This is a genomic window from Mycobacterium sp. E2327 (assembly GCF_001672675.1).
Classification (GTDB): Bacteria; Actinomycetota; Actinomycetes; order Mycobacteriales; family Mycobacteriaceae; genus Mycobacterium.
The window spans coordinates 69668-94436 of record NZ_LZKE01000041.1 but is presented as its reverse complement, the minus strand read 5'-3'; the positions used below and the strand labels follow the sequence as shown (position 1 = coordinate 94436).

At 63.7% G+C, this 24769-nt stretch carries 24 protein-coding genes and 1 pseudogene; 19 read left to right on the top strand and 6 right to left on the bottom strand.

The features are described 5' to 3' along the window. The first annotated feature begins 6 nt into the window (after positions 1 to 6). Positions 7 to 1089, top strand: a complete 1083-nt coding sequence (locus A5712_RS05605) for a spirocyclase AveC family protein (RefSeq protein WP_068102320.1) — start codon at positions 7 to 9, stop codon at positions 1087 to 1089. On the opposite strand, the gene A5712_RS05600 is transcribed toward A5712_RS05605, so the two are convergent. Next, the gene (locus A5712_RS05600; protein ID WP_068102317.1) at positions 1086 to 1748 is read right to left on the bottom strand and encodes a TetR/AcrR family transcriptional regulator; all 663 of its coding nucleotides are present in this window, start codon (positions 1746 to 1748) and stop codon (positions 1086 to 1088) included. The genes A5712_RS05605 and A5712_RS05600 overlap by 4 nt on opposite strands. Before the next feature lie 285 nt (positions 1749 to 2033). Next, positions 2034 to 2642 (bottom strand): DUF305 domain-containing protein, encoded by a 609-nt coding sequence (locus A5712_RS05595; RefSeq protein WP_068102316.1) that lies wholly within the window; start codon positions 2640 to 2642, stop codon positions 2034 to 2036. 850 nt (positions 2643 to 3492) lie between these two features. Here A5712_RS05595 and A5712_RS05590 point away from each other — a divergent pair. From A5712_RS05590 to A5712_RS05545, 10 genes are read left to right on the top strand one after another with little or no spacing between them, the layout of a single operon-like run. Then, on the top strand, positions 3493 to 4287 hold the full coding sequence (locus A5712_RS05590) for an ABC transporter permease (protein WP_068102314.1): 795 nt from the start codon (positions 3493 to 3495) through the stop codon (positions 4285 to 4287). Beyond that, complete coding sequence (locus A5712_RS05585) at positions 4284 to 5147, top strand: ABC transporter permease (protein WP_068102311.1); 864 nt, start codon at positions 4284 to 4286, stop codon at positions 5145 to 5147. The genes A5712_RS05590 and A5712_RS05585 overlap by 4 nt, the downstream gene beginning before the upstream one ends. Then, positions 5144 to 6562 carry an MCE family protein gene (locus tag A5712_RS05580; RefSeq protein WP_068102309.1) on the top strand — a complete coding sequence of 473 codons (1419 nt, stop codon included), beginning with the start codon at positions 5144 to 5146 and terminating at the stop codon, positions 6560 to 6562. Before A5712_RS05585 ends, A5712_RS05580 begins: the two co-directional genes overlap by 4 nt. A gap of 33 nt (positions 6563 to 6595) precedes the next feature. Further along, complete coding sequence (locus A5712_RS05575; RefSeq protein ID WP_068102307.1) at positions 6596 to 7624, top strand: MCE family protein; 1029 nt, start codon at positions 6596 to 6598, stop codon at positions 7622 to 7624. 26 nt (positions 7625 to 7650) lie between these two features. Beyond that, positions 7651 to 9048, top strand: coding sequence for an MCE family protein (locus A5712_RS05570; protein WP_068102305.1), 1398 nt, complete (start codon positions 7651 to 7653; stop codon positions 9046 to 9048). Continuing rightward, complete coding sequence (locus A5712_RS05565) at positions 9045 to 10448, top strand: MCE family protein (protein WP_068102302.1); 1404 nt, start codon at positions 9045 to 9047, stop codon at positions 10446 to 10448. Before A5712_RS05570 ends, A5712_RS05565 begins: the two co-directional genes overlap by 4 nt. Beyond that, the gene (locus A5712_RS05560; RefSeq protein ID WP_068102299.1) at positions 10445 to 11599 is read left to right on the top strand and encodes an MCE family protein; all 1155 of its coding nucleotides are present in this window, start codon (positions 10445 to 10447) and stop codon (positions 11597 to 11599) included. Before A5712_RS05565 ends, A5712_RS05560 begins: the two co-directional genes overlap by 4 nt. Before the next feature lies 1 nt (position 11600). Further along, positions 11601 to 13109, top strand: coding sequence for an MCE family protein (locus A5712_RS05555; protein WP_068102297.1), 1509 nt, complete (start codon positions 11601 to 11603; stop codon positions 13107 to 13109). Next, positions 13073 to 13747 carry a hypothetical protein gene (locus A5712_RS05550; protein WP_068102295.1) on the top strand — a complete coding sequence of 225 codons (675 nt, stop codon included), beginning with the start codon at positions 13073 to 13075 and terminating at the stop codon, positions 13745 to 13747. Before A5712_RS05555 ends, A5712_RS05550 begins: the two co-directional genes overlap by 37 nt. Then, the gene (locus tag A5712_RS05545; protein WP_369830361.1) at positions 13744 to 14619 is read left to right on the top strand and encodes a hypothetical protein; all 876 of its coding nucleotides are present in this window, start codon (positions 13744 to 13746) and stop codon (positions 14617 to 14619) included. The genes A5712_RS05550 and A5712_RS05545 overlap by 4 nt, the downstream gene beginning before the upstream one ends. Before the next feature lie 36 nt (positions 14620 to 14655). Here the strand turns inward: A5712_RS05545 and A5712_RS05540 are convergent, their stop codons facing one another. Further along, the gene (locus A5712_RS05540) at positions 14656 to 15081 is read right to left on the bottom strand and encodes a hypothetical protein (RefSeq protein ID WP_068102292.1); all 426 of its coding nucleotides are present in this window, start codon (positions 15079 to 15081) and stop codon (positions 14656 to 14658) included. 213 nt (positions 15082 to 15294) lie between these two features. After that, a complete protein-coding gene (locus A5712_RS05535) occupies positions 15295 to 15807 on the bottom strand; it encodes a CAP domain-containing protein (RefSeq protein WP_068102289.1) in 513 nt (170 codons plus the stop codon). 225 nt (positions 15808 to 16032) lie between these two features. On the opposite strand from A5712_RS05535, the gene A5712_RS05530 reads away from it, so the two are divergent. After that, complete coding sequence (locus A5712_RS05530) at positions 16033 to 16479, top strand: lipoprotein LpqH (protein WP_068102287.1); 447 nt, start codon at positions 16033 to 16035, stop codon at positions 16477 to 16479. A gap of 33 nt (positions 16480 to 16512) precedes the next feature. Here A5712_RS05530 and A5712_RS05525 read toward each other — a convergent pair whose 3' ends face one another. Further along, on the bottom strand, positions 16513 to 17418 hold the full coding sequence (locus A5712_RS05525; protein WP_231981988.1) for an alpha/beta hydrolase-fold protein: 906 nt from the start codon (positions 17416 to 17418) through the stop codon (positions 16513 to 16515). A gap of 197 nt (positions 17419 to 17615) precedes the next feature. Here A5712_RS05525 and A5712_RS31775 point away from each other — a divergent pair. The 3 genes and pseudogenes from A5712_RS31775 to A5712_RS05515 form a co-directional block, all read left to right on the top strand. After that, positions 17616 to 17726, top strand: a pseudogene (locus A5712_RS31775) (CAP domain-containing protein); the annotation flags it as partial. 302 nt (positions 17727 to 18028) lie between these two features. Next, positions 18029 to 19078 carry an LLM class flavin-dependent oxidoreductase gene (locus A5712_RS05520; protein WP_197519300.1) on the top strand — a complete coding sequence of 350 codons (1050 nt, stop codon included), beginning with the start codon at positions 18029 to 18031 and terminating at the stop codon, positions 19076 to 19078. A 77-nt stretch (positions 19079 to 19155) separates the two neighbouring features. Next, on the top strand, positions 19156 to 19881 hold the full coding sequence (locus A5712_RS05515) for a hypothetical protein (protein WP_068102281.1): 726 nt from the start codon (positions 19156 to 19158) through the stop codon (positions 19879 to 19881). Positions 19882 to 19908: 27 nt separating this feature from the next. Here the strand turns inward: A5712_RS05515 and A5712_RS05510 are convergent, their stop codons facing one another. Further along, entirely contained in the window at positions 19909 to 20658 is a 750-nt protein-coding gene (locus A5712_RS05510) for an enoyl-CoA hydratase (RefSeq protein WP_068102278.1), read from the bottom strand. Positions 20659 to 20862: 204 nt separating this feature from the next. On the opposite strand from A5712_RS05510, the gene A5712_RS05505 reads away from it, so the two are divergent. The 4 genes from A5712_RS05505 to A5712_RS05490 all read left to right on the top strand — a co-directional run bounded on the left by A5712_RS05505 (position 20863) and on the right by A5712_RS05490 (position 24761). Next, positions 20863 to 21486, top strand: coding sequence for a cytochrome c oxidase subunit 3 family protein (locus A5712_RS05505; RefSeq protein WP_068102276.1), 624 nt, complete (start codon positions 20863 to 20865; stop codon positions 21484 to 21486). 2 nt (positions 21487 to 21488) lie between these two features. Next, positions 21489 to 21764, top strand: a complete 276-nt coding sequence (locus tag A5712_RS05500) for a cytochrome C oxidase subunit IV family protein (RefSeq protein ID WP_082973287.1) — start codon at positions 21489 to 21491, stop codon at positions 21762 to 21764. 73 nt (positions 21765 to 21837) lie between these two features. After that, on the top strand, positions 21838 to 22515 hold the full coding sequence (locus A5712_RS05495) for a TetR/AcrR family transcriptional regulator (protein ID WP_082973286.1): 678 nt from the start codon (positions 21838 to 21840) through the stop codon (positions 22513 to 22515). 290 nt (positions 22516 to 22805) lie between these two features. Further along, the gene (locus tag A5712_RS05490; protein ID WP_068102272.1) at positions 22806 to 24761 is read left to right on the top strand and encodes an NAD(P)/FAD-dependent oxidoreductase; all 1956 of its coding nucleotides are present in this window, start codon (positions 22806 to 22808) and stop codon (positions 24759 to 24761) included. Positions 24762 to 24769: the final 8 nt, after the last annotated feature.

The following is a 24769-nucleotide window of genomic DNA, read 5'->3' as shown; positions in this document are numbered from 1 at the left end:
ATCGCGATGACCATCACCGACGAGCCGCTCGGTACCCGCGAGCCCGCGCGCCTCAAGCCGCGAACGCCGTCGTGGGGCTGGCCGCAGTGGCTGGCCGTGGCGGCCGCGCCGTTCCTGTTCCTCGAGGGTTGGACGCTGATCGCCTGGCTGATGGACGGGCCGCATCAGGTGACCATGTACCGCGGCCACAGTCACGGTCTTGAGTGGTGGGGAGCCCGCATCACGGAGGCGGCGGTCATCGTCATCGCCGTGGTCGTGGCGACCAAAGTGGTGCGCGATTGTCTGCGGCAACGGCGGATCCTCACGTTCGACGTGATGCTCTGTGCCAGTACGGCATTGATGATCTGGGGATGCGGCGGGCTGAACGTCTTCCAGCCGAATTTCGTCTACACCTCGGAGTTCGTGAACCTCAACGACCCGTGCGGCCACCTGCCGTTCGTGGTGAACCCCGATTGCGGCCGCCTTCCCTTCCCGCTGATCTTCCTCGGCCTGCTGTTCACGTTCGGGTTGCCGGGCATCGCCATGCTGGCCAACGTCGTCGTCGTCCGCCCGGCGCGGCGCCGATGGCCGGAGCTGTCCAACGCCAAGCTGTTGGGGTTGATACTGGTCTTCACCGCGGTGATCTCGCTCGCCGAGCCGTTGGCGATCATCCCCTTGCACCTGTGGAGTTACCCGGGGGGCCCGTGGGCGATTCGCCTGGGTGGCGACGCATGGCGCTGGCCCATCTTTCCCGAATACTTCGTCTTCATCCTGTTCGCCGGTCTCCCGGCGGCGCTGCGGAATCTTCGAGACGACCGCGGCCGCAACGTCCTCGAACGCGGCCTGGACCGCTACCGGCCCGGTGTGCGGACGCTGATCATCTTCCTGGCGACTTATACGGCGATCCAACTGGTGCTGTGGATTCCTGGCACTATGCCCGACTGGATCCTGGGATGGCGGGCAACCGAGTGGGCCAAGTTGCCGCTTTCGGTCAACAACGGGCTGTGCGATCAACCCGGTGTGATCGAAGGTACGCGGTACGGACCCTGCCCCGGCAGCCCGGGCTACCGGATGCCCGTGAGTGGGTCGCTGCCGGGCAAGTCGCCCTAGTTCGCGCGCTGTGATTTGCGGAGCAGCAAATTGATCGCCGGAGACTGCATGACTCCGTGTATCCGGGCACGCAGGCGGCTTGGGGGGGTTGGGATACCGAGTGCGCAGTCGAACGCGCGTAGACACATTTCGGTGAGGTCAGCCCGCGAGATGCTCTGCGATTGAATCCATTTCACGCAGGCGGCCCGAACAAACGCCAACCAGCCCTCGACTGCGATCTCGGTGGCATCGCGCGGGCTGCCCTCGGCGACGAGTTGGTCGGTCAGGCGCTGGCCGACGACGTTGAGTTCCTGAGCGATGATCGCCTGGATCGCCGGGTCATCGGACAATGCGCCGCGGTTGATCGTGACTGCCTCGAAAGGGTGATCGACAAACGATTGGATGTGGGCATCGAGCGCGGTGGCCAGCTGTTCCGCCAACGGTAGCTGCGGATCGTTGTGAACGCGTGCCAGAAACCGGTCACTGGCGCGCTTAAATATCGCTATGTATAGGTCTCGCTTACTCGAAAAGTGATGATAGAGCAACGATCTCGACACCCCGGCGCGCGCGGCGATCTCCTCCATCATGACATCTTCGTAGGGCTTTTCCGCGAACAGCGCCGCTCCGGTGTCGAGCAGATGTTCGCGTCGCTGCTGCGGCTCCAGCCGGCGTCGCGTCACGTGCAGTCACCCCCCGACACCGCAACCGTGGGCTTGTAAAGCCCCGACCCGCTATGGGGCCAACTGTACCGACCGAAGCGAAACTCGCGCTCGCCGTGGAGCACGCCACGCTAGCCGTGGGAATTCGTATCGAGACTCGGTCGCTCGCGTGCCGGCGAGGCCTCGATCAACCGCAGACCGCCTGGGTATGCCGCGCGCACCCGCACAGCGTCATAGTCCCCGTGGGTCACCGCCTGCCGATGGTCCTCGCGACCCAGTGCCGACGAGCGACCGTCCAGCCAGCAGTTAGGTCGCGAGGAGCTGTTGCATCTGGCCGATCTCTGCCTGCCTCGCCTTGACGATCTGTCTGGCGAGGTTGATCGCGTCCACGTTCTTTCCGCTGGTGACTTCGGCGTTGGCCACCTCAACTGCCCTCTGGTCGAGACCGATCATTGACTTCAGCCAAAGCGTGTCGAACTCGGGGCCGTGCAGCGATTCAAGGCTGGCCATGGTGTTGTTATCGATCGTTCCCCCGGTTGGACTCCCGGGCCCGACGTCGCCGGGTTTGTTGTCCTGGCCCTCCTTCCATTGCGCCCGGAGGGCCTTCAGCACCTGCGTGTCCACCTCCATGGCCGCTGCGGTCTTGGCGGCGAAGCTGACCAGTTCCGGGTTGCCGGACCGATCCGAGACCAGGCGCGACATGCTGATCCCCTGCTCCTCTTGGGTGGTCATGTTGTTCGCGAAAGCGACATCGGCGGTGTTGTTGGCGGCCGGCTCGCCGGTTATCAAGGGTTTGTCGTCTGAGCGTGTGGAATGGGCGTGGTCGTCAGATGGCGAGCTGCCGCACGACGTCAAGAGCAACACGGAAGACGAGGCCGCGAGAGCGGCGGTAATTCGCGCGGTGAGCGACGGCACGGCGCCAGCGTAGTGGACGTGCGGATGCTCCCGCCTTTAATCCAGCGTCGGCCGCGAGCTCGAGATCACGTCAGTACCGGCCAGTACTTTTTTACTCACACGTCAAATTATGACATCCCGTGTGTTCCAAATGATTTGGCCCAGAATTGGAGGTGCGGATGCTGCCGCGGGTCAACAAATGGATCTGAAGGCCGCTTAAAATACTTAAAATAGTTGTGCCCCGGTTGAGGATGAATGCCAGCCGGGGCGGGCGCTCTGGCGGCGACGTGGTCCCCGTGTGACATGGCCGAAGAGAGTATAGCGGCGCTAAACCATAGCGCCGAAAGCTTATTCACGGTCGCGCTGGACCCGGGGCGCCCGTCCGCGGGACGGACCGCAGGAGCCCAATGTTCTCAAATTGCCCCACGGACCGCCCTGGAATCTTGTTTAATCTTGATAAAACAACGCCAGCATCACCGGTCGGGTGGCCTCGCCGATCGGCCGCCGCGATTTGCTTGGTGATCCAACCAAAGACCAAGCAACCCAGGGTAAATCGAGCAGGCCGTAGGAGCCCCATGGACTATGGTAAAAATTTTGAGACGACAAGGACCGAAAACTATTGACTTAAGTCTGGCTGCTGAATAATGTGGTCCCGCACACGTCAGGCGAGAGTGTGTGGTCCCGCACACATCAGCTCGAAGCCGGACCAGGACGAACGAGCGAGATGGATACCGATGGGGGAGACAGAACTAGTGCGTGGAACCTGTCCGCATCCGGCGAGCGAGCGGGCGGAGGCGCCGTTTGGGGCCCGCCGTCGCGCGCTCGGGGCAGCCATTCCAGCGATCGTCAAGCACAGTAATCGGGGCCGCTGATGGTCTCCAGCGCCCCGCTAGTCGGGCTGGCCAAGCCGTTCCGAACGCCGCTCCGCGAGGTCGGCGGCTTCATCGCGCTGGCGCTGGACACCTGTATTCAAGCCGCGCGGCCGCCGTTCTTCTGGCGTGAGTGCATCGAGCAGTGCTGGTTCGTCGCTCGGGTCTCGACCCTGCCCGCCATCGCGCAATCGATCGCTTTCAACGGAATGGTTGTCTTCCTCTTCGGCGTCGCGGCGGTCTCCTTCGGTGCCGGCGACATCAACGGGGCGGCCTCAGGACTGGCCACCATCTCGCAGATCGGCCCCGTTACCACGGTGTTCGTCCTCAGCGGCGCTGCCGCCACGGCGATGTGTGCCGACCTGGGCGCGCGCACCATCCGCGAGGAGATCGACGCCATGAAGGTGTTGGGCATCGACCCGGTCCACAGGTTGGTGGTGCCCAGGGTGGCCGCGTTACTCATCACCGGGAATCTGATCAACGGCGTCGTTATCATCGCCGGACTGAGCGCCGACTACATGTTCGCCACTTACGCTTTGAACGGCAATCCCGGCGCCTTTGCCTCGAGCGTGACGCTGCTTACCAACTTTCCGACGGTGATCGTCAGCTTCGTCAAAGCCTCAGTTTTCGGAATGCTCGCCGGCTTGATCGCCTGTTACAAGGGAATCACCGCGGGCGGCGGCCCACAGGGTGTTGGTAATGCGGTCAACGAGACCGTGGTGTACACGTTCATGGCCCTACTGATCGCGAACATCATCATCAGCGTCATAACCGCGACAACCACGTTGGCGACATGATCGACGACGTAAAGGTGGTGACCACCGCTCGCTTCCCCCGGCTGACCCGCAGCGCGCGGACCTGGGCGGGCGAATGGAATCGCCTCGGCGAGCAAACGGCGTTTTATGTCCAGGCGCTCGCGTCCACTCGCGATGCTCTCATCAAATACAAGGCCGAAACGCTGCGCGTCCTCGCCGAGATGAGCTTGGGCGTCGGCGCGCTCGCCCTGATCGGCGGCGAAGTCGTGATCCTCGCGGTCCTGACGGGGAGTGCCGCGGCCATCGTCGGCATTTTTGGCTACGTCCAAGCGAGCAGCCTCGGCGTTGGCGCCATCGCGGGGTTCTTCTCCGCATACGCGAACGTTCGTTTGCAGCTTCCGCTCATTGTGGCCAACGGACTGGCGGCCACCATCGGCGCCGGCGCCACCGCGCAACTCGGGGCGATGCGGATCAGCGAGGAGATCGACGCGCTTGAGGTCATCGGCATCCGCTCCATCCCGTACCTGGTCTCGACCCGGGTCCTGGGCGGTCTATTGGTGGTGCCCCCGTTGTACTGCGTGACCTTCGTCGGGTCGGTGACCATAACCCGGACCGTTGTGACACTCGCCTACCACCAGGGGTCCGGCGGCTTCGACCACTACTTCAACACGTTCCTGCTGCCTCGTGATGTGCTCGTGTCCGGACTCGAGTGCACCGTGCAGGCGGTCATCGTCATGCTGATCCACACCTATTACGGCTACACCGCCTCAGGCGGGCCGGCCGGCGTGGGTGAGGCTGTCGGGCGTGCGGTGCGTGCCTCCATCGTGGTGTCCATAACCCTGACGTTCGTGCTGTCGCTGGTCCTTTACGGGAAGTCGGGCGACTTCCACCTGTCGGGATAGCGACGATGAGACAGAAACGCAAGCTGCACCCGAGATGGTGGGCACTCATCCTGGTCGGCTCGATCGTCGCGTCAATTCCCCTCGTCGTCATCGCTTTCAACCGAGACTTCACGTCGTATGCCGACGTGACACTCGTGTCGGATCGGGCCGGCCTGGTGATGGACGCGAACTCCGTCGTGAAGTACCGCGGCGTGGAGGTCGGCCGGGTCGCATCGATTGAAGCGAAAGACGGGGCGACCCTTCAGCTGGAGCTGGATCCGGACCAGCTGCAATACATTCCGGCCAACGTCGAGGCCCAGATCAGCTCGCCCACCGTGTTCGGTGCCAAATATGTCGACCTGCGACCGCCCAGCGAGCCGAGTCGCAAACGGCTGGCGTCGGGGGCGGTGTTGAGCACGACCAAAGTGAGCGTCGAAGCGAACACCGTCCTCAAGGACCTGGTGGGTGTGTTGAACCAGATCGACCCCGCCAAAATCAACGCGGTGATCGCCGCGTTGGCGGAAGGGTTTCGTGGCAAGGGCGAGGCGATCGGCCAGGCCATCACCGACTTCAATCAGGTGCTGATGGCGGTCAATCCGCGCAGCGAGTTGATCCGGACCGACTGGCATGCGTTCGAGCGGTTCAGCGACACCTACAGCGACGCGGCGCCGAATCTGATGACCGTGCTGGACGCCGGGAGCGCGGACAGTGCGGTGATCAGCAACGGCGCGAAGGACCTTGATTCCGCGCTTGTCGCGCTCGCGGGCCTTTCCAAGAGCGGTGAACAGCTGATCGGCCCCAACAAGGGCAACATCATCCATTTGCTCAACACGCTCGAGCCGACCACGCGGTTGCTGATGAAGTACAACCCGGAATACACGTGCACGTTCCTCGGCGCCAAGCTCCTTCTCGACAGGGGCTACAGCGACGCGTTCACATTCAATGGACGGTCGTTCATCGCCGATGCGGGACTGATGTTCGGCGACGATGCGTATAAGTACCCGGAGAACCTGCCCGTCATGGACATCAAGGGCGGCCCCGGCGGAACGCCCAGCTGCGGATCGCTGCCCGACGTCGAAAAGAACTTCCCGCAGCGGTACCTGATAACAGATTCCGGATTCGGCAACGGCATGGACGTGCGGCCCAACCCCGGCGTCGGCTTCCCGGGCTATGCCCTCTACTCGCCGGCCACCCGCGGGACGCCCCTGCCGCCGACCCTGAAAGACGAGGGCGGCCCCGCGCCCGGGCCGGTGCCGTATCCGGGCGCACCACCCTACGGTGCGCAGCGATACGCCCCGGACGGGACGCCGCTGTTCCCGTTGCTGCCACCAGCACCCCCGCCCGGACGACCAAAAGACCCGGGCATGGGTAATCCGCCGCCAGGTTCGGAACCATTCGTACCCCCCTACCCGGGGACCCCGCCAAAGCCCCACTAGCGCAACCCGACCCGCGTCCGAGAAAGGCAGACCTTGCGCAAGAACTTCCGAGGCACAGTGTTGCGCTTCGCGATCTATGCCGCCGTGTGCTTGACGGGAATCGCCGTGGTGTTCGCCGTGTTCTCGCAGATCCGCTTCGAGAAGGCGAACACCTACAACGCCGTGTTCGCCAACGTGTCCGGGCTGCGGGAAAACAACTTCGTCCGCATCGCGGGCGTCGAGGTGGGCAAGGTCAAAAAGATCGCCGTCCAGCCCGATTCCACAGTGCGCGTTGAGTTTTCCGCGGATGACTCGGTCGTGCTGACCGAGGGCAGCAGGGCCGCCGTTCGTTACGACGACCTCTTCGGCGGCCGATACATGACGCTGGAGGAAGGCGCGGGGGACCTCAAGAAGCTCGATCCCGGGGCGACCATCCCGCTGAGCCGGACCCAGCCGGCGCTGGACCTAGACGCTTTGATCGGGGGCTTGCGGCCGGTGTTTCGCTCGCTGAACCCCGATCAGATCAACGCGCTGAGCGGCCAGTTGATCCAGGCGCTGCAGGGCCAGGGCCCGACGGTCGGGTCAGTGTTGACCCAGGCCGCCGCAGTCTCCAACACCCTGGCTGACCGGGATCGGTTGTTCGGCCAGCTCATCGCCAACCTGAACACCACGCTCGGTTCGCTTGGCGCCCAGAGCGATCAGGTAGGCAAGGCCGTCGACTCGCTGTCGACACTGATGACCACCCTGCAGGCGCGCAGGGACGATATCGCCCAGGGTTTGAAGGGCGCCGAGAGTCTTTTCGCTGTGGGTTCCGAGGTGCTAACCAGGGCCCGCTCGCCGCTGAAGAAGGTGGTCGACGAAACCGATCGGGTAGCCGGAACCGTGATGGCCGACAAGGACTTCCTGGACAACTTGATCAACACGTTGCCCGACGACTATCGAATCATCGGCAGGGAAGGTCTTTACGGCGACTTCTTCACCTTCTACCTGTGTGACCTGATCCTGAAGGTGAACGGCAAGAGCGGGCAACCGACATACATAACGTTGGCCAGCCAGCGTTCGGGGAGGTGCACCCCGAAATGAGGCGCCTGTATCGACGCCTCTTCGAAATGAGGCAGTTCTCCGAACGCAACCCGTACGTCATCGGCGGGATCGGCATCGCCGTGGTGGTGGTTGCCATACTCCTCGCGACCAACTACGACGAGCTGACGTTCCTCACCGGCGACAAGGAGTACTCGGCGTATTTCGCCGAGGCCGGCGGAGTGGAAACCAATAGCGTCGTTGAGGTTTCGGGTGCCCGGGTCGGGCGGGTGTCCAGCGTCACCCTGGACGGACCGAAGGTGTTGGTCAAGTTCCGCATTCCAGGTGATGTGCGGCTGGGGGACCGCACCGAGGCCGCGGTCAAACTGAAGACGCTGCTGGGTAGCAAGCTGGTCGAGCTCACACCCCGCGGCGAAGGTCGCCTCACCGGGCCCATACCGCTGGAGCGGACCACGTCCGCCTACCAGCTGCCCGATGTGCTGGGTGATCTTTCGACAACCGTCGCCAAGTTGAATACCGACCAACTGTCCAACGCGCTTGCGGTGGTGGCCGGCGAGTTCAGTGGAACGCCACCGGAGGTGAAGGCCGCGGCGGAGGGCGTGGCGCGGTTCTCGCAGACGTTGAACGAACGCGATAAGGAGCTGCGAAACCTGTTGACCAACGCCAGCAAGGTGACCGACGTGCTGGCGAAGCGTAGCGACGAGATCGTCAACCTCGTCGGCGACACCAACACGCTCCTAGCCGCGTTGAAGGCCGAAAGCCGCTCCGTGGATCGCGTGTGGGCGGACCTCGCTGCCATCGCCCGGGCGATCGGGGCAATCGTCGACGACAACCACGCAACGCTGCGGCCCGCGCTGGAGAAGCTCAACGGAGTGGTAGGGCTGCTCAACAACCGCAAGGGACGCATCCAGGAAGCACTCAAGGGGCTCGACAGCTTTGCGCTCGCGCTGGGCGAAGCGGTTGCCTCGGGCCCGTTCTTCAAGGCCTACCTTGTCAACCTGCTGCCCGGGCAATTCGTCCAGCCCTTCATCGACTCCGCGTTCTCCGACCTCGGATTGGATCCCGCCACTCTGTTGCCCTCGCAGCTGACCGACCCCCAGACCGGCCAGCCGGGCACACCGCCGCTGCCGATGCCCTACCCGCGGACCGGCCAGGGCGGCGACCCGCGCCTGAACATTCCCGACGCCATCTCCGGCAACCCCGGGGACCGGCCGTGCAGCGTACCTGGCAGGCCGGGAGCCCCCGGCTGCTATCCGCTCAGACAGGAACCCCCGGCCCCGCCGCCCGGCGGCCCGCCGCCCGGGCCGCCGGCACTGGGGCCGGGGCCCGGCAACGCCTCGACGGGCCCGGTCCAGGAGCCGGCGCCCGGTCAAATCCCGCCGGGCCAATCACCCGTACTGGCGCCGACGGAATCGTTCGGTCCGCGGCCAGGCCCGGCGCAACCCGCCGAGGGGGGTCAACAGTGAAGTCCAGCAAGACAAGAATCGCCTTGGCGGCGGTGCTGGTGCTGGCGTTGATCGGCGGGGTGACCACGATGCTGGGATCCTCCGGTGGCCGCACGAATGTCGTCGGCTACTTCGACAACGCCAACGGCATCTACGTCGGCGATGCCGTAGTGATCCTCGGCGTCGCCGTCGGCAAGATCGAGAAGATCGAACCGCAGCCCGATCGCGTCAAGGTCTCGTTCTGGTATGAGGACAAGTACAAGGTGCCCGCCGACGCCAAGGCGGTGATCCTGTCGCCGTCGCTGGTGACGGTGCGCGCCCTCCAGCTGAGCCCCGCCTACACCGGTGGGCCGGCGCTGGCCAACGGCGCGGTTCTCCCGCTGGCGCGCACCGCCGTTCCGGTGGAGTGGGACGATCTTCGCGGGCAGCTGGAGAAGCTCACCGACGTGCTGCAGCCGACGCAACCGGGTGGGGTCAGCACGTTGGGGGCTTTCGTCAACACCGCGGCAGCCAACTTGCGGGGCCAGGGCACGGACATCCGAGACGCCGTCGTCAAACTGTCCCAGGCGGTCTCGGCGCTCGCCGACCACAGCGGCGACCTGTACGGCACGTTCAAGAACCTGGCGGCTCTGGTTTCGGCGTTGCACGACAGCGGCGCCCTGCTGCGCCAACTGAACCAAAACCTCGCCGCGGTGTCCGGGGCGCTGGCCGACGGCCCCGACAAGTTCGGAGATGCGTTCACCGCGATCAATGAGGTCGTTGGCAAGGCCAAGACTTTCCTGGACGACAACCGCGAGACGCTGGGGGTTACCTCGGACAAAGTGGCGGAGCTGACAAAGGCATTGATCGAGAGTCTCGACGACGTCAAACAAGCGTTGCACATCGGCCCCCACGTGTTTCAGAACGTCTTGAACATCTATCAACCCGCGCAGGCCGCATTCACGGGCGCGATCGCGCTGCAGAACTTTGCCAACCCGTTGCAATTTCTGTGTTCGGCGGTGCAGGCAGCATCGAGGCTGGGCGCCGAGCAGTCGGCCAAGCTGTGTGTCCAATACATGGCTCCGATCGTCAAGAACCGTCAGGTCAACTTCCTGCCAGTCGGATTGAACCCGTTCGTCGGGGCTTCGGCCCGTCCGAACGAAGTCACCTACAGCGAGGACTGGTTGCGCCCGGACTACATCCCGCCACCCGGACCGCCGCCCACGGAGGCGTTCCGCACCGTGCCACCGCCGCCGAACGGGCCACTACCACCGGCGAATGAGATCTTCAACTACTTCGGCAACGGGATGATCAACACCAACGCGCCGAATGTTCCGGCTAAGCCGGCGACCCCGCTGCCCGTCGACCCGGCCACCGGCCTGCGCTCGATGATGTTGCCGACGGACGTCGCGAAGATGGGCGACGTAGGAGGTGGGCATTGAGCGGGTGCAGCTACTGGCGCCGTTCCGGCGCGGTGCTTTTGATCGCTTTAGCGGTCGCCGCGGTTTCCGGCTGCGGCGCCCTCCGGGGCTTCCGCGGCGCGAATTCGCTTCCGCTGCCGGGCCGATTGGGTGTTGGCCCGGGGCACTACACCATCCAGGCACAGATGCCGGATGTCCAGAACCTCAAAGAGAATTCGCGGGTCGAGTTCAACGACGTCCTCATCGGTAACGTCGCCAAGGTCGAGCGCCAGGGCTGGCACGCGCTGGTGACCATGACGATCGAACCCAACGTGGACCTGCCGGCCAACGCGACCGCCACGATCGGTCAGACCAGCCTGCTGGGGACGTTGCACGTCGAGCTGGCTACGCCGCCCGGCGTCCCGAGCAAGGGAAAGCTGCACGACGGGTCGGTGATCCCGCTGTCGTCGGCGGGTGCCTATCCGTCCACCGAACAGACGCTGGGCGCGCTGTCGTTGGTGCTCAACGGCGGCGGTCTGGGTCAGCTTCAAGACATCACCCAGACGTTGAGTACCGCCTTCTCCGGTCGTGAACAAGATCTGAGAAGCCTTATCGGGCAACTGGATAAGTTCACCGCCTACCTCGACGACCAAAAGGGCGACATCATCGCCGCGTTGGACAGCTTCAACAACTTGGTGGGTCAGTTTGCCGATCAGAAGCCGGTCCTGGACAAGGCGCTGAAGACGATTCCAAATGCGATCACCGTCCTGAAGGACGAACGGGAAAAGATCTCCGACGCCCTTGGTCGGTTCAGCTCCTTCAGCGGGGATACGGCCGACGTGCTCCAACAAACCAAGGAGAATCTCATCAAGGAGCTCGGCGATGTGGGCCCGGTCGAGCAATCGCTGGCCAACTCCGGGCTGGCGCTGACTCGCGGGCTCGACTACCTCACGGTCCCGCTGTTCTCGAAGCCGCCTGTGGCCAAATGGATCCGGGGCGACTACGGCAACCTGACCGCCGTGGTCGACTTGACGCTGAGCCGGATCGATTCGTCGATGTTCACCGGCACCCGGTGGGAGGGCAATCTGACCGAACTCGAGCTGCAGTGGGGCCGCACACTCGGGGTGATGCCCAGCCCCTATACCGCGCGCAACCCGCTCGTCGCTCCCTATCAGTTCAATCAGGGGCCATGACATGCGACTACATCGACGGACCATTATCACGCTGGCGGTGTTCGCGGTGATCTCCATGGTCTCTGCGGGGATAGTTGGGTTGTATTACGCGCAGTTGCCGGCGGTGTATTTGGGGATTGGCCGCTACACGGTGAAGGTGGAGTTGGATCGGGCGGGGGAGTTGTACCGGGCCGGCAACGTGACGTATCGGGGTGTGGAGGTCGGCAAGGTTTCGAAGGTGCACCTGACGAATTCCGGTGTGGAGGCGGTGTTGTCGCTGCAGTCGGGCGTCGACATCCCGGCGGATCTGATCGCGCACGTGCACAGCGCGTCGGCGATCGGTGAGCAGTATGTGGATTTGGTGCCGCGCAGCAGCAAGGGGCCGTTGCTGAAGAACGGTGACGTGATCCCGGTGGATCGCACTTCTATCCCGCCGAACATCAATTCGTTGTTGGCGGCGGTCAGTCGGGGGTTGAACGCGATCCCGCGCGCTGACCTCAAGACTGTGGTCGACGAGTCGTATCTGGCCGTGGGTGGGCTCGGCCCGGAGCTGTCCCGGATGATCGGTGGCGGTGCCAAGCTGGCCAGCGGGGCGCGCCAGAACCTGGATGCGATCACCACATTGATCGACGAGCCGAAGCCGATTTTAGATAGCCAAATCGATTCGGGGGATGCGATTCAGGGCTGGGCGTCCCATCTCGCAAGCGTCACGAGGCAGCTGCGGACCGTCGAACAAAACAACTCAGATGTCTCCGGCACGCTTCGCGGGATCGGCCCCGTTTTTGACTCATTGCGTGAGGTGTCCGATCGACTGGATCCGACGCTGCCGGATGCGATCGCCAACCTCGTGCCCGTCGGGGATGTTGCGCTGACCTATCGCGATGATCTCGAGGGGCTGCTGGTGGAGGTGCCACAGATTGTGGCCGATTCACAGGCGATTCAGTTGCCGGATAAGGATCTCAAGGGGCCCTACAAGGGTCTTGGCCTGAGCTTCAACCTGAACCTGAACTGGCCGCCGCCCTGTACCACGGGGTTTTTCCCGGCCCAGCAGCAGCGTTCGGCGGTGTTTGAGGACACCCCGCCGCGTCCGCCGGGTCTGGTGTATTGCCGGATTCCGCAGGATTCCACGTTCAATGCGGTGCGGGGTGCGCGGAATTACCCGTGTGAGACGCGTCCGGGTAAGCGGGCTCCGACGGTCAAGCAGTGCGAAAGTGATGAACCGTATGTTCCGCTTAACGATGGTTTCAATTGGAAGGGTGACCCCAACGCGACGCTGACCGGACAGGGTGTGCCGCAGTTCGATCCGGGTGAGCCGATTCCCGCGGGATTTCCTGGGGGGCCACCGGCTTCACCGGGGCAGGCGCCGCCAGCGGCGCCACCGCCGTCACCGATCGCGGCGGCGGAATTTGATCCGGCCACCGGGGAGTATGTTGGTCCGGACGGGCAAAGGTACAAGCAGCCCACGCTGGCTGGGGGTGCCGGCAAGGAGCGAACATGGCAGCAAATGCTGACACCCCCGACGGGGAATTGAGCAAGGCAGCGGCGGAAACACCCGCGTCCCCGGTGGACAGCGAGTCGACGGCATCCGGCGAGTCCGATCCAGCCGACGACGCCGAGGACTACGACGCTGCGGCCGTAGACGAAACGGGCGACGCCTCCGAGGATGTGGCGCCGGCCGAGCGGTCGATGTCGCATGTCCGCCTGGCGGGGATTGTCGGGGTAGCCGTAGTCGCCGCGTTGGCGGCGACCGTCGGATGGCTCGGTTTCCGGGCGTATCAATCGCATCAGGCCCAAGCGCAGCGGCAGCTTTTTCTGCAGGTCGGGCGGCAGTGCGCGCTTAACCTGACGACGATCGACTGGCAGCACGCGGATGGCGATGTTCAGCGCGTCCTGGATTCGGCGACGGGCCAGTTCTATGACCAGTTCTCCAAGCGCAAACAACCCTTCATCGACGTGATCAAGAAGGCGCAGTCGAAGTCGGTGGGAACGATCACCGAAGCGGGCCTGGAATCCGACTCGGGTGACAAGGCTCAGGTGCTGGTCGCTGTGTCCATCAAGACCTCCAATCTCGGTGCGGCAGACCAGCCGCCTCGCGAGTGGCGGATGCGCATTTCGGTTGAGAAGTCCGGCAGCGATGTCAAAATCTCCAACGTTGCTTTTGTGCCATGACGAAGCCCCATTCCCGCGACACCAACGCGAAATCCGCCAAACCAGAAGGGGAACCAGCTGCCGTGGCGCCAATCGATGCTGCAAGCGAGCAAGACACCGCAAAGGCCGCGGCGGCCGAGAGTCAAGCATCTGACTCCACAGGACCGACGCCGGCCAAGGCCAAACGTCGCCCCCGACGGCCACGGGCGCAGGCCCCGAGCGAAAAAGCCCTTGAAGCCGATGACCTGGTCGATCAGCAAGATGAAAAACCAAGCGCGGCAGAGGCGAAAGAGCTCTCGGACGCCACCGATCCGGCGAGTGCCGAGGACAGCGCCGAGGTCGAGGCCGCCGGCTCTGACGACGCCGACGCCGAGGCCGAAGAGGGCGAGCCGGTTAAGGCCAGGGTCCGGATCAGCTGGTCTCGGGTGCTGGTCTACGGGGTGTTGCCGGGCTTGGCGTTGGTCCTCGCGGCGGCCGCGGGTTTTCTGAAGTGGCAGGAGTCTTCGGCGCGTCAGGCGCAGCTTGCGCGCATTGAATCGGTGGCGGCCGCAAAGGATTCCACGATCGCCTTGCTGTCATATAAGGCCGACACCGTGGAGAAGGATCTGGACGCCGCGAAGAGCCGGTTGACCGGCACGTTCAAGGAGTCCTACTCGCAGCTGATCAATGACGTGGTGATCCCCGGGGCAAAGAAGGAGCACATCTCCACGACGGCCACCGTGCCAGCCGCGGCGTCGGTTTCGGCGACTCCCAACCACGCGGTGACTCTGCTCTTCGTCAACCAGACCGCCACCGTAGACAAGAATCCGCCCAGCGATACCACGTCCAGCGTGCGGGTGACGCTGGACAAGGTTGCCGGGCGTTGGCTGATTTCTGGATTCGATCCGGTATAGGTCGATCTCTCGACCGAGGACACCGCGCAAAGCGCCCTATAGCCTGACCCGCGTGGGCGCGATGTCCTGGCAGATCGTCGTGGGCGCGGCCGGACTCTGGGTGCCCTCCAGGACGTCGGCGCATCCATGACCTTTGACGATGTACGTCGCACCCGCGCGGTAGGGGTAGTAGACGACCGCCGGTAGCAGGTCGTATCCCGTCCCGCACTGTCCGGCCGAATCGTCTCCGTCGACGGTCAGGCACACGGTCGATTCGGTGTGGGCATGCAGCGTGCACGATCCCGTGTGCACGGTTGCCGTCACGTTGTTCACCCCCGACGTGTTCACCACTTTCGGCCCATCGAGGACAAACGAGCAATGCCCCGTTTCGCTCGGCGGCGCCGCGGCCGCGGAGCCCGCATAGTAGAGCCCGACGGGACAAATCGCTACGAAAACCGAACATGCGCCGAACATCCGGATCATCAGGTTAGCGTAGCCCAGAGTGGATTTTTTAACGACTGTGAGAAACGTGAACAAGCACCAGAACGCAGCTCCAGCCACATTTCTCACTCCGGTATCTCCGACCCGGCAAACCGTGCTTCTCGGTCGGAGAAGCGGCAGTACCAAAAACGCCGTGCCCATCTCCGCGGAAATCGTTCGGTTTCAACCGGCTTCGCCCTACGGATGCCGGAAACCTCAGGCCGGCTGGCCGTAAACCGCCACCGTCACGGTGCGGTCGCGCTGATTCGACGATGTTCGTACGCCGATTTGGGTGTTGGCGCAGTTGGACATAATCGCAAAGTAGTCAGGGCGGTAATACCAGTTGCCCAGGATGTCAATGCCGTTGATCGCCATCGACGCCAGGATGGCCACCGTCTCGGCTGCCGTGCCGTTGTAGCCCGCCCCTCGAGCTCGGTCTTGGACCGTCGACCCGTCCGAGCCGATGTCTCCGTCGAGGGCTTGATTGTTGAGCACGTCGTCAGCGTGACGTTGTGCCGCCAGCTCCAGCGCCCCGTTGGGCTTCAAGTCGGTCGTGCAGCCGGCTTGGCGCTTGATGACATAGACACTCTGGGCGACACCGTTGTTGAGCCGATTGTTGTCCGCGGTGGCTGCCGGCGCCGCGATGACGGTGCACAGCGCAACGCCGGCACCGAGCAGGGCCAGCGTCGGCAGCGCCGCTGCGCGCCGGGCGACCTCGCTCACTGTCATACCGTGATCTTTTCACAGTCGGTCCGACAGGTCTACGAGTTGAAACCCCCTTTTAACGCTCATTCGAATCGAATTCCGCCATGGACGGGCTTGCTCGGGACGGCCCGTCACCGCGTCGCCGCGACCGCCCAAAAAATTCTGAATCTAAGCGTCCTAAAAAGCTTGCGCGCACCTGCCCCGGTGCCGATACACTTCAGGCACGGTGCGCGAAGAGGAGGATCCGCCGTGAAGCACAGGGTCGCCTTCATCACCGCAGCCGCGCTGATGCTCGGCGCCGGCACCGCCTGCTCGTCAGGTGACGTGTACGCGAAGCGAGAATCTGGGACGTTGCCTCCCGGCGCGGCCCTGTTCACCCTCGACGGCAAAGACCTCCCCATGATCAGGACGGCGCAGTGTGCGCCACCAGAGGAGTACCTGACGACGATCACGACCGGCAACGACGCTTCGGGTGCGACCTTGATGGTGTCGAACAACGGAAAACTCGCCGTCGAATTCGTCCGGATCCGGAATCTCAACGGCTTCACCGGTGACTACAACCGTGGCCTGCGAGGCCGCGACGCCACCATCGCTTTGACCGAGAACACCTACCAGATTGCCGGTACCGCATTCGGTTACAGCACGAAGTCGCCCGAGCCCACGACGCAGCCGTTTGCGATAAAGGTGTCCTGCTGACGCCGATCGCTCGACGTGACGAGGACCGCTTCGCTACCTGATGTTCGAGGCCAAGTCACCCGACATCGCGCCCAGTTGCTGGCTCCACGTCCCCCAGTCATTGCCGCCGCCGGCTCCCAAATCGAAGTGGCCGTTGTGGCCGCCGCCCCCGCGGTAGCTCGCATAGAAATCCCTGCACGTGCTCTGCCAGATATCCGCGAAGCCACCCACCGCGCCGCCATCGCTCGGGCTCCCGGCCGCCGGGCTGTACACCCACAGCCGGGTATTCTGGTCCACCAGCCGCACCACGTGCACATTCGGGGAATGCCATTGCCACCGGCCGAACTGGGGAGCCCCCCACATGTTGACGGGGTCTGCCCCACCGTCCTTCAGGACCGCCGTGACAGCACCGTTGACCCCCGTCCTTTCCGGAGTCAGCACACCGGACAGCGATCCCGCGTAGCGAAACCGGTCGGGATGAAAGGTAGCCAGTGCCACCGCGGCGTAACCGCCTTGCGCGGCGCCGACGACGCCGTGCCCACCGGGCGAGAGTCCTTTGTTGGAAGCCAGCCAGTCCGGAAGTTCGCTCGACAAGAACGTATCCCACTGCTTACCGCGGTCCTGCTCCCAGTCCGTGTACATGCTGTACGCGCCGTCGGCGGGCGCAACCACCGAGATGCCTTTACCTGCAAGCGTATTCATCGCGTTGCCCGCCGTTACCCAGTTGCTGACGCCGGGCGCGGCGTTGAACGCATCGAGCAGGTAAACCGCGTGTGGGCCGCCGCCCATGAACGAAACCGGGATGTCGCGCCCCATCGCCGCCGATGGCACCATTAGGGACTCGACACTCCCAGCCGCCCTGGCGATGGCCGTGCAACCAACCGTTGCGGTCGTGTCCCACAGCACGACGGCGAGCACGGCAGCGCAAACAACCCGTAGCCGCATCGACAGAGCTTTCACATCACCCTCGTTTGCATGTCCCCACCGAATTTATTCAACATTTAATTATCGAACAGTGAACCACCCGCGGGGGCGCGCGGCAAGATGTCGCAAGATGCCGTCCGCTCACGCGAACGACCTTTCGCCGGAGGCGGTCGACGTCATAGACTGCAGGGGTTGGTTTGACGCGTTATCGGTGCTGGACGGAAGGTCGTCGCATGGATCAATACCCTGACTACGACGCGAGTGACGAGGTGGAATACGGTATCGCGGCCTTTGCCTGGCTCCTGAGGGGCCAGTACCCGCCGCCGTATTACGGATCGAATTAGCGCGCGTCAGGGCAAGTAATAGATGGCGCGTCACCTGCGCTGTCTGGTGAATCAAGATTGCCCGTAGCAGTGCGGGACCCGCGGGAGTCGGGACCGCAACGCGATGGTGACACGCTGTCTGAAATTCCCCGCCAGCGGGCCCGAGAGATGCAACGACATCAACGGGGTTGGTTGACGCCGGGCTGAAACCGTTGCGTTAGCCGGTGCGCTAGGTGCAAATTGCAAACTAATCGGATATGGTGACCTGTGCGAACGATCGTTCGCACAGGTCGTACAATGATGTCGATCCGAGGAGCGCAACCTTGACGCTACCCGCGAAGAGTCGCATCGGAGTGTCGCTGCCGATGCTCAACCAGCCCTACGAGCGTTACGCCGAGTTCGCCGCGCTCGCCGAAGATGCGGGTTTCGATTCGGTGTGGGACTACGAGTTCTACCGAAATCCGTTCATTACCCACGCGTTGAACGCACGGGCTACATCGCGGATTCAGCTGGGCACCGGGATCGCCACCGCCGCACCCCGCACTCCCTACGAGATGGCCAATGCGGCCGCAGATGTCGACGAGCTCTCTGGCGGGCGAACCCTCCTGGGTCTCAGCACCGGCGGAGCGGGCTGGATGGAGTGCTTCAACGGCACCGACATCGACCGCCCGCTCACCCGCATGCGCGAATACATCCACGTCATACGTCAGATCTGGAGGCACTTCGAGACCGACGAACCGTTCGAGTTCCGGGGCAAGATTTATCGCGCGTCCAGCCCGCCGATCAACCCGTGGGGCACCCGCAACCTGGTGCGACCGGAGATACCCATCTATCTGGCCGGATTGAAGGGGGGGATGCTTCGGCTGGCCGGCGAGGTCGCCGACGGTGTGCTCGGCTTCCTGCCAACGCCGACGTTCATCGAACAGCACGTTCTTCCGAACGTGGCCGCTGGCGCGGCGAAGGCCGGCCGGGACCCGTCGGACGTCGAGGTGACCGCGTTGGTGATCTGCAGCGTGTCGCACGACCGAGACGAGGCGAGACGGCGCGCTCGCATCAATGTCGGCAACTACGTGGCTTACCCGGTGAGCTCCACGGTGATCGAATTCATGGGGCTGCAGGAGGATCGCGACCACGTGCTGCGACGGCTCCTCACCGATGGGCCCGCGGCGCTGGCCACCGCGGCATCGGATGAGCTGCTGCGCGCCTTCGCGATCGCGGGCACCCCGGACGAAGCCGCCGAGCAGCTCGCCGCCTACGACGGAGTGCTTCCGCACGTCGTCTTGCACACACCGTATGTGCCCCCGATTGATCAAGCGTCGAGCGAGGACGCATTCCGCTCGATGGTGGACACCTTTGCGCGGGCCAACGCGTGATTCCTGATGTGGAGGTTGGGATGAATCGAACCGTTCATAAGTTCTGCGCGTGGAGTGGCACGCTGTGTCTGGTCACCATGGCGATCGGCTTCATCTTGATCGCCGGGTTTATTCCGACCCGGTCTCCGGGCCAAAACGCCATGGAAACAGCGCAATTCGTCATCGCTCACCGGGACAGAATTCGGTGGGGGATGATCGTATGCATGTTCTCGGCGTCCCTGTTGGTGCCGTTTGCGGTGTCGATGGCAATTCACATGCGCCGCATCGAGGGACGATTTCCGGCACTGGCCATGATCGAGTTCGGGCTGGGCACTCTCTTCACCCTCGAATTCATCTACCTGCTGTTCTTCTGGCAGACAGCGACTTTCCGCGCTGACAGGGCACCCGAACTCATCCAACTGCTCAACGACATGGCATGGATACCGTTCGTCGGACTGACGTCCACGGCGGTGCTGCAGGTAACCTGCTTCGGCATCGCCATACTTACCGACCGGCGCGAGCGCCCACTCTTCCCGCGCTGGTTGGGCTATTACAACCTCTGGGTCGCGCTGATGTTCACCCCCGGCACGTTCAACGTCTTTTTTCACAACGGTCCGCTCGCGTGGAACGGCATCATCGCCTGGTACCTCCCGCTGGCCGTGTTCGCCACCTGGGCGATCGTCAACCCGATCTATCTCTCCAAAGCCGTCGACACAATGGATTCCGACCCACTTGTCGCAACCAAAACCGCGCCCACGGGCGGCGACGAGCTCATCCGGCTGCGAGCCGACGTCGATGAGCTGCTCGCCCGGGCCTTGAGGTAGACGTACCGATGGGCGCGTCGCGAGCAATCACTTGCGGCGCGCCAGGGCGAGCCGCTCCGCGAACGCCGGGGCCTGGATCGATGCGGCCTGCGGCCCCAACTCGGCGCGAACGGCGACCGCATGCAATTCGGTGTCGAAACGCCCCGGGCTGCTGGTGGCACGCATGGTGGCCTTCGTGGCGATCACCACCTCTCGCGGTGCCGATGCCGGACCGGCAGCCAGCGCCAGGGCAGCCGCCACCGGATCGTCGGTGACCTCGAGCGCGAGGCCGTGGCTGACGGCGGCGTCAGCGTCCAAGGGCATCCCGAACAACAACGCCGCCCGTGCCACCTGCGGTCCGACGGCGCGCTGCAGCATCCACGTCATGCCGCCGCCGGGGTGGATGCCGAGCTTTTGAAAGCGCGCATCGAACACCGCCGCCGGTCCGGCGATCCGCACATCGCACGCCAGCGCCAGATTGAGCCCCGCGCCCACGGCCGGTCCGTTGACGGCGGCGACCGTGGGCAGCGCGCAGTCGGCGACGGCGAGAAATCCGTCATAGAGGCGGCGCAGCCCGTCCTCGGCCGCCGTGCCGAGCGCGCTGAGGTCTGCACCGGCGCAGAATGCCTTGCCGGCACCGGTGACGACCACGGCGTGAACGTTCGGTTCGTTTTGCGCATCGTCGACCGCGCGGCGCAACCCAGCGGAGATCTCGTCGGTGACCGCGTTGCGCCGGTCGGGATCGTTGATGGTGATCAGGGCGACGCCGTCGCTGGCCTCGAGCAGCACGTAATCCACTTCAAACCGGCCCTTTCTGAGTACGGTCGCACCCCGCGGGAAGGTGTCGACGTTCGAGGCTCACGCTACGAGATCGGATGTCACGAAATCAATTCCAGCGTGATCGATCGTTTACCAGGGTGATCTTCGTTGACGGACCAGACACGCGGGCTTACTATTGAGACGAATTATCTCAAAGATGCGACGTACGGCAAAGGGTGGTGGATGACGGACGTTATCGGATCGGCGCGCGCCGCCGACGATGCCGCCCTCAGCGCATCACGCGCTCCCGAGCGCCATGTGCCCGGTGAGCCGGGCATTTGGGTGTTGCTATTCGGCGACATGCTGGTTTTCACCGTCCTGTTCACGGTGTACTTGCATCAGCGGGGTGCCCGCCCGGAGCTCTTCGCCGAGTCGCAGGGGGCGCTCAATCGAGCGCTAGGCGCGACCAACACGCTCGTGTTGCTCACGAGCTCGATTCTGGTGGTGTTTGCGACACGGGCTTTACGGCGCCCCGAACTGCGTTACCTCGCCAGGCGTTTGACCCTGGGCGGCGCGCTGGTGGGCGCATGTTTCGTGGTGATCAAGGCTTACGAGTACCACGAAAAGGTCGCGGCCGGAATCACCCCGAGCACCAACGAGTTCTTCATGTACTACTTCGTGCTGACTGGGCTGCATCTGGCGCACGTGGTCATTGGCCTGATCGTCCTGACAGTCCTGTCGACCTTGGCGAGCAAACCGGAACCGACCAAAACGCATATCGCCTTCTTTGAGGGTGGCGCATGCTTTTGGCACATGGTCGATCTGCTGTGGATCGTAATCTTCCCCTTGATCTTCCTGGTGAGGTGAACATGAGCTCGGTGGTACGGACCAACGCCTCGCTGATCTGGTTCCTGTTGTGCGCGCTGACCGTTGTCTCGTGGGCGCTGGGCACCGACCACGGATTCGGCGGGGGACACCATACGCCGGCCAGCCTGGTGATCTTCGCCGTCGCGATCTTCAAGGTCCGCCTGGTGGGCCTGTACTTCATGGAGCTGAGAATGGCCCCGCTCGTGTTGCGCGGCCTTTTCGAGGGTTATTGCCTGGCGTTGTTTGGGCTGTTAACCGCCATGTTCCTGTTCGCCTGATCGGTCAGCGCGATGTCTCCCCCCATTGTGCGACATATAGCCTCTAAACTGGGCGCGGAGGTAAGGGAGCCCAGTGCCGAAAAATGAGAACGGTAGGACCAACGGCCGCCCTCGTGGCCGGCCGCGCCTGACCATCGACCGGGACGCGGTCGCCGACGCGGTCGCGGAGCTATTCCATCAGGGTGGCTACGAGGCCGTTTCGATCGTCGACACCGCGGAAAAGTTGTCGATCTCGCGTGCCACGCTGTACCGCACCGTCCCGACCAAGCAGGACCTCCTCGGCATACTTTTCGAGCGCAGTACACGCGAGATCACCGAGCGCGTCGAGGCGGCGATCCGCGACATTGCCGATCCCGCCGAGCGACTGAAGGAGATGGTCCGGCTGCAGTGCGAAGCGGCGGTGCAGATGCGCAGTTACATGCCCGTGTTCTTTGACGGCGGTGACCTGCCCAACGATGTCGTCCAGCGTTGGCACAAGTGGAGTCGGCAATTTGAAAAGCTGTGGGTCTCGGTGGTCGCGGCCAATATGGAGGCCGGCTACATCGAAAAGGGTGATGAGGTCATCACCACCCGACTGATCCTCGGCATGATTCTCTGGGTATCGCGGTGGTACCGGCCCAAGGAAAAGATCACGGCCGAGCACATCGCAGAAGATGCCATCCGGCTGCTGCGGCTGGGATACGTGGCGCCCGAAAGCGGGCAGCGCAAGTCTGGTGCGCCGCAGCGACGTCGCCGCAACTCGGGCCGCTAGTCAGCCTCTTGACCGCGGCGAACGCCGCGTGTGTACGATCGTTCTCGGATGTGCGCTACGTCGGCCATGTTAATCGGGCTGCTTAAGGCGGCCTAACCAGTCAAAACGGCATGATTTGGCGAACGACCCCTCGCGCACCCAGATCTGGCGAGATATTGCGCCCGCCGCGGCACCTGCCGTATATTGAGACGCGTCAGTTCAAAAAGAAATTGGCGACGCGATGCCGGGAAGGTTCGTCGTCCGGCGGGGGCGCGGAGTGTCGCTAGTCGAAGGTCGGAGGCCGAACGTTTATGACCACTGCCGCGTCGGCGCCCTGGACGAGGATCCCCAACTGGATTGAGAGCCTTCAGGTGGCGCTCGAGGATGCCAACATCCCCACGTTGCTACTCGTCTTGCAGCATCTCACCGGCAACACCAAATGGACCCACCCACCGTACCGGCCCGCACGCGGAAAGCCATTGGACGACAACGATTCCGGAGGACTCTCGCCGGAACTCCAGGCTGAGGTGCGGGCGTCGGCGCAAGACGCGGTCGTTGCGTTCTATGAAGGAAAACTCCAACCGGTCACCCCATCTCCGGACGAGGTCACGCGCATGCTCAGCTGCGCGATGGTGGAAGAGGTACCTGTCGAGTACGGCGAACTGCTTTCGGAGGAAATGGGTTTCATCTCGCGCGACGTAGAGGTTCCCGCCGAGTCGATCCCCAAGGACTTTCGGGTCGCCATCATTGGCGCGGGCTTGTCGGGGCTCTGCATGGCAATCAAGCTCGCCGCCGCCGGCATCAGCTTCGTCGTGCTGGAAAAAGACCCCGACATGGGCGGCACCTGGCTGGAGAATGTCTATCCGGGTTGTGGCGTGGACACGCCCGGTCATCTCTATACCTTCTCGTTCGCGCCAAACCCGGACATCACGAGGTACTTCGCCAGGCGTAACGAGGTCGAGGACTACATTCAGCGGGTCGCGTCCGAATTCGATGTCAAGCGGCACATTCGATTCGGCACCGAGGTGGTGCGGGCGCGGTACCAAACCGCCACCGCGACATGGCAGATCGATATCAGGGGCGCGAACGGCGACGTGGAGTCGCTCTCTGCCAACGTCTTGGTAAGCGCCGTGGGAATGGTGAACAGGCCGTCGATTCCGCCCATTCCTGGGCTGGACGAATTCCCCGGCCCGGTCATGCACACCGCGGCGTGGGACAACTCGGTCGACCTGACCGACAAACGCGTCGCCGTGATCGGGACTGGTGCCAGCGCAATGCAAGTGGTGCCGGCCATCGTTGATACGACCAGTCATGTCAACGTTTTTCAACGATCGAAGCAATGGGCGTTGCCGCATCCGAACTACCATCGCGCGGTCAAGGAATCGGTTCGATTCTTGATGAAAGAAGTTCCCTTCTACGTTCAGTGGTATCGGCTGCGGTGTTTCTGGAACTTCAGCGACCGGCTGCACTCCGCGCTGCAGATTGATCCGAACTGGCCCCATCCGGAGCGCGCCGTCAACGAGGCCAACGATCGCCACCGGATCTTTCTCACCAAGTACATCACGGAGCAGCTCGGCGATCGGACCGATCTGCTGGACGCCTGCCTGCCGGACTATCCGCCCTACGGTAAGCGTCCGCTGATCGACAATCACTGGTACAAGACGATGTGCCGTGACGATGTCACGCTATTCACCGAGGCGGTAGATCACGTGACCGGCCAGAACGTCGTGACGTGCTCGGGGGTGACGGTGCCCTCCGACGTGATCGTGTTGGCCACCGGGTTCAAGGTTCTGCAGTTCCTCTGGCCAATGGATATCGTCGGAAAATCGGGCAGGACGCTGCGTGAACAGTGGGGCGTCGACGACGCCCGGGCATACCTCGGGGTGACGGTTCCGGACTTTCCGAACTTCTTCATCGTCAACGGCCCGAATACCAATGCCGGTCACGGCGGAAGCGCCATCCACCCCACCGAGTTTCAGGTGCGCTACATCATGCAGGCGATCCGCGATCTGCTCGTCCACGAGACCGCAGCCCTGGAGGTGGATCGCGGCGTTTTCGAACGCTACAACGAAGAGCTCGATGAAGCATTGGCGCGCTGTATCTGGTCGCACAAGGGAATGACGACCTATTACCGCAACGGCGCCGGGCGCATCGTTGTGACCGGCCCGTGGAAGTACATCGACTACTGGGAACGGATTCATGACTTCAACCCGAACGACTATCACGAGGTGACGGCGGCGTCGCAGACGGCAGAGCTGACCGCCTAGGCGACCTC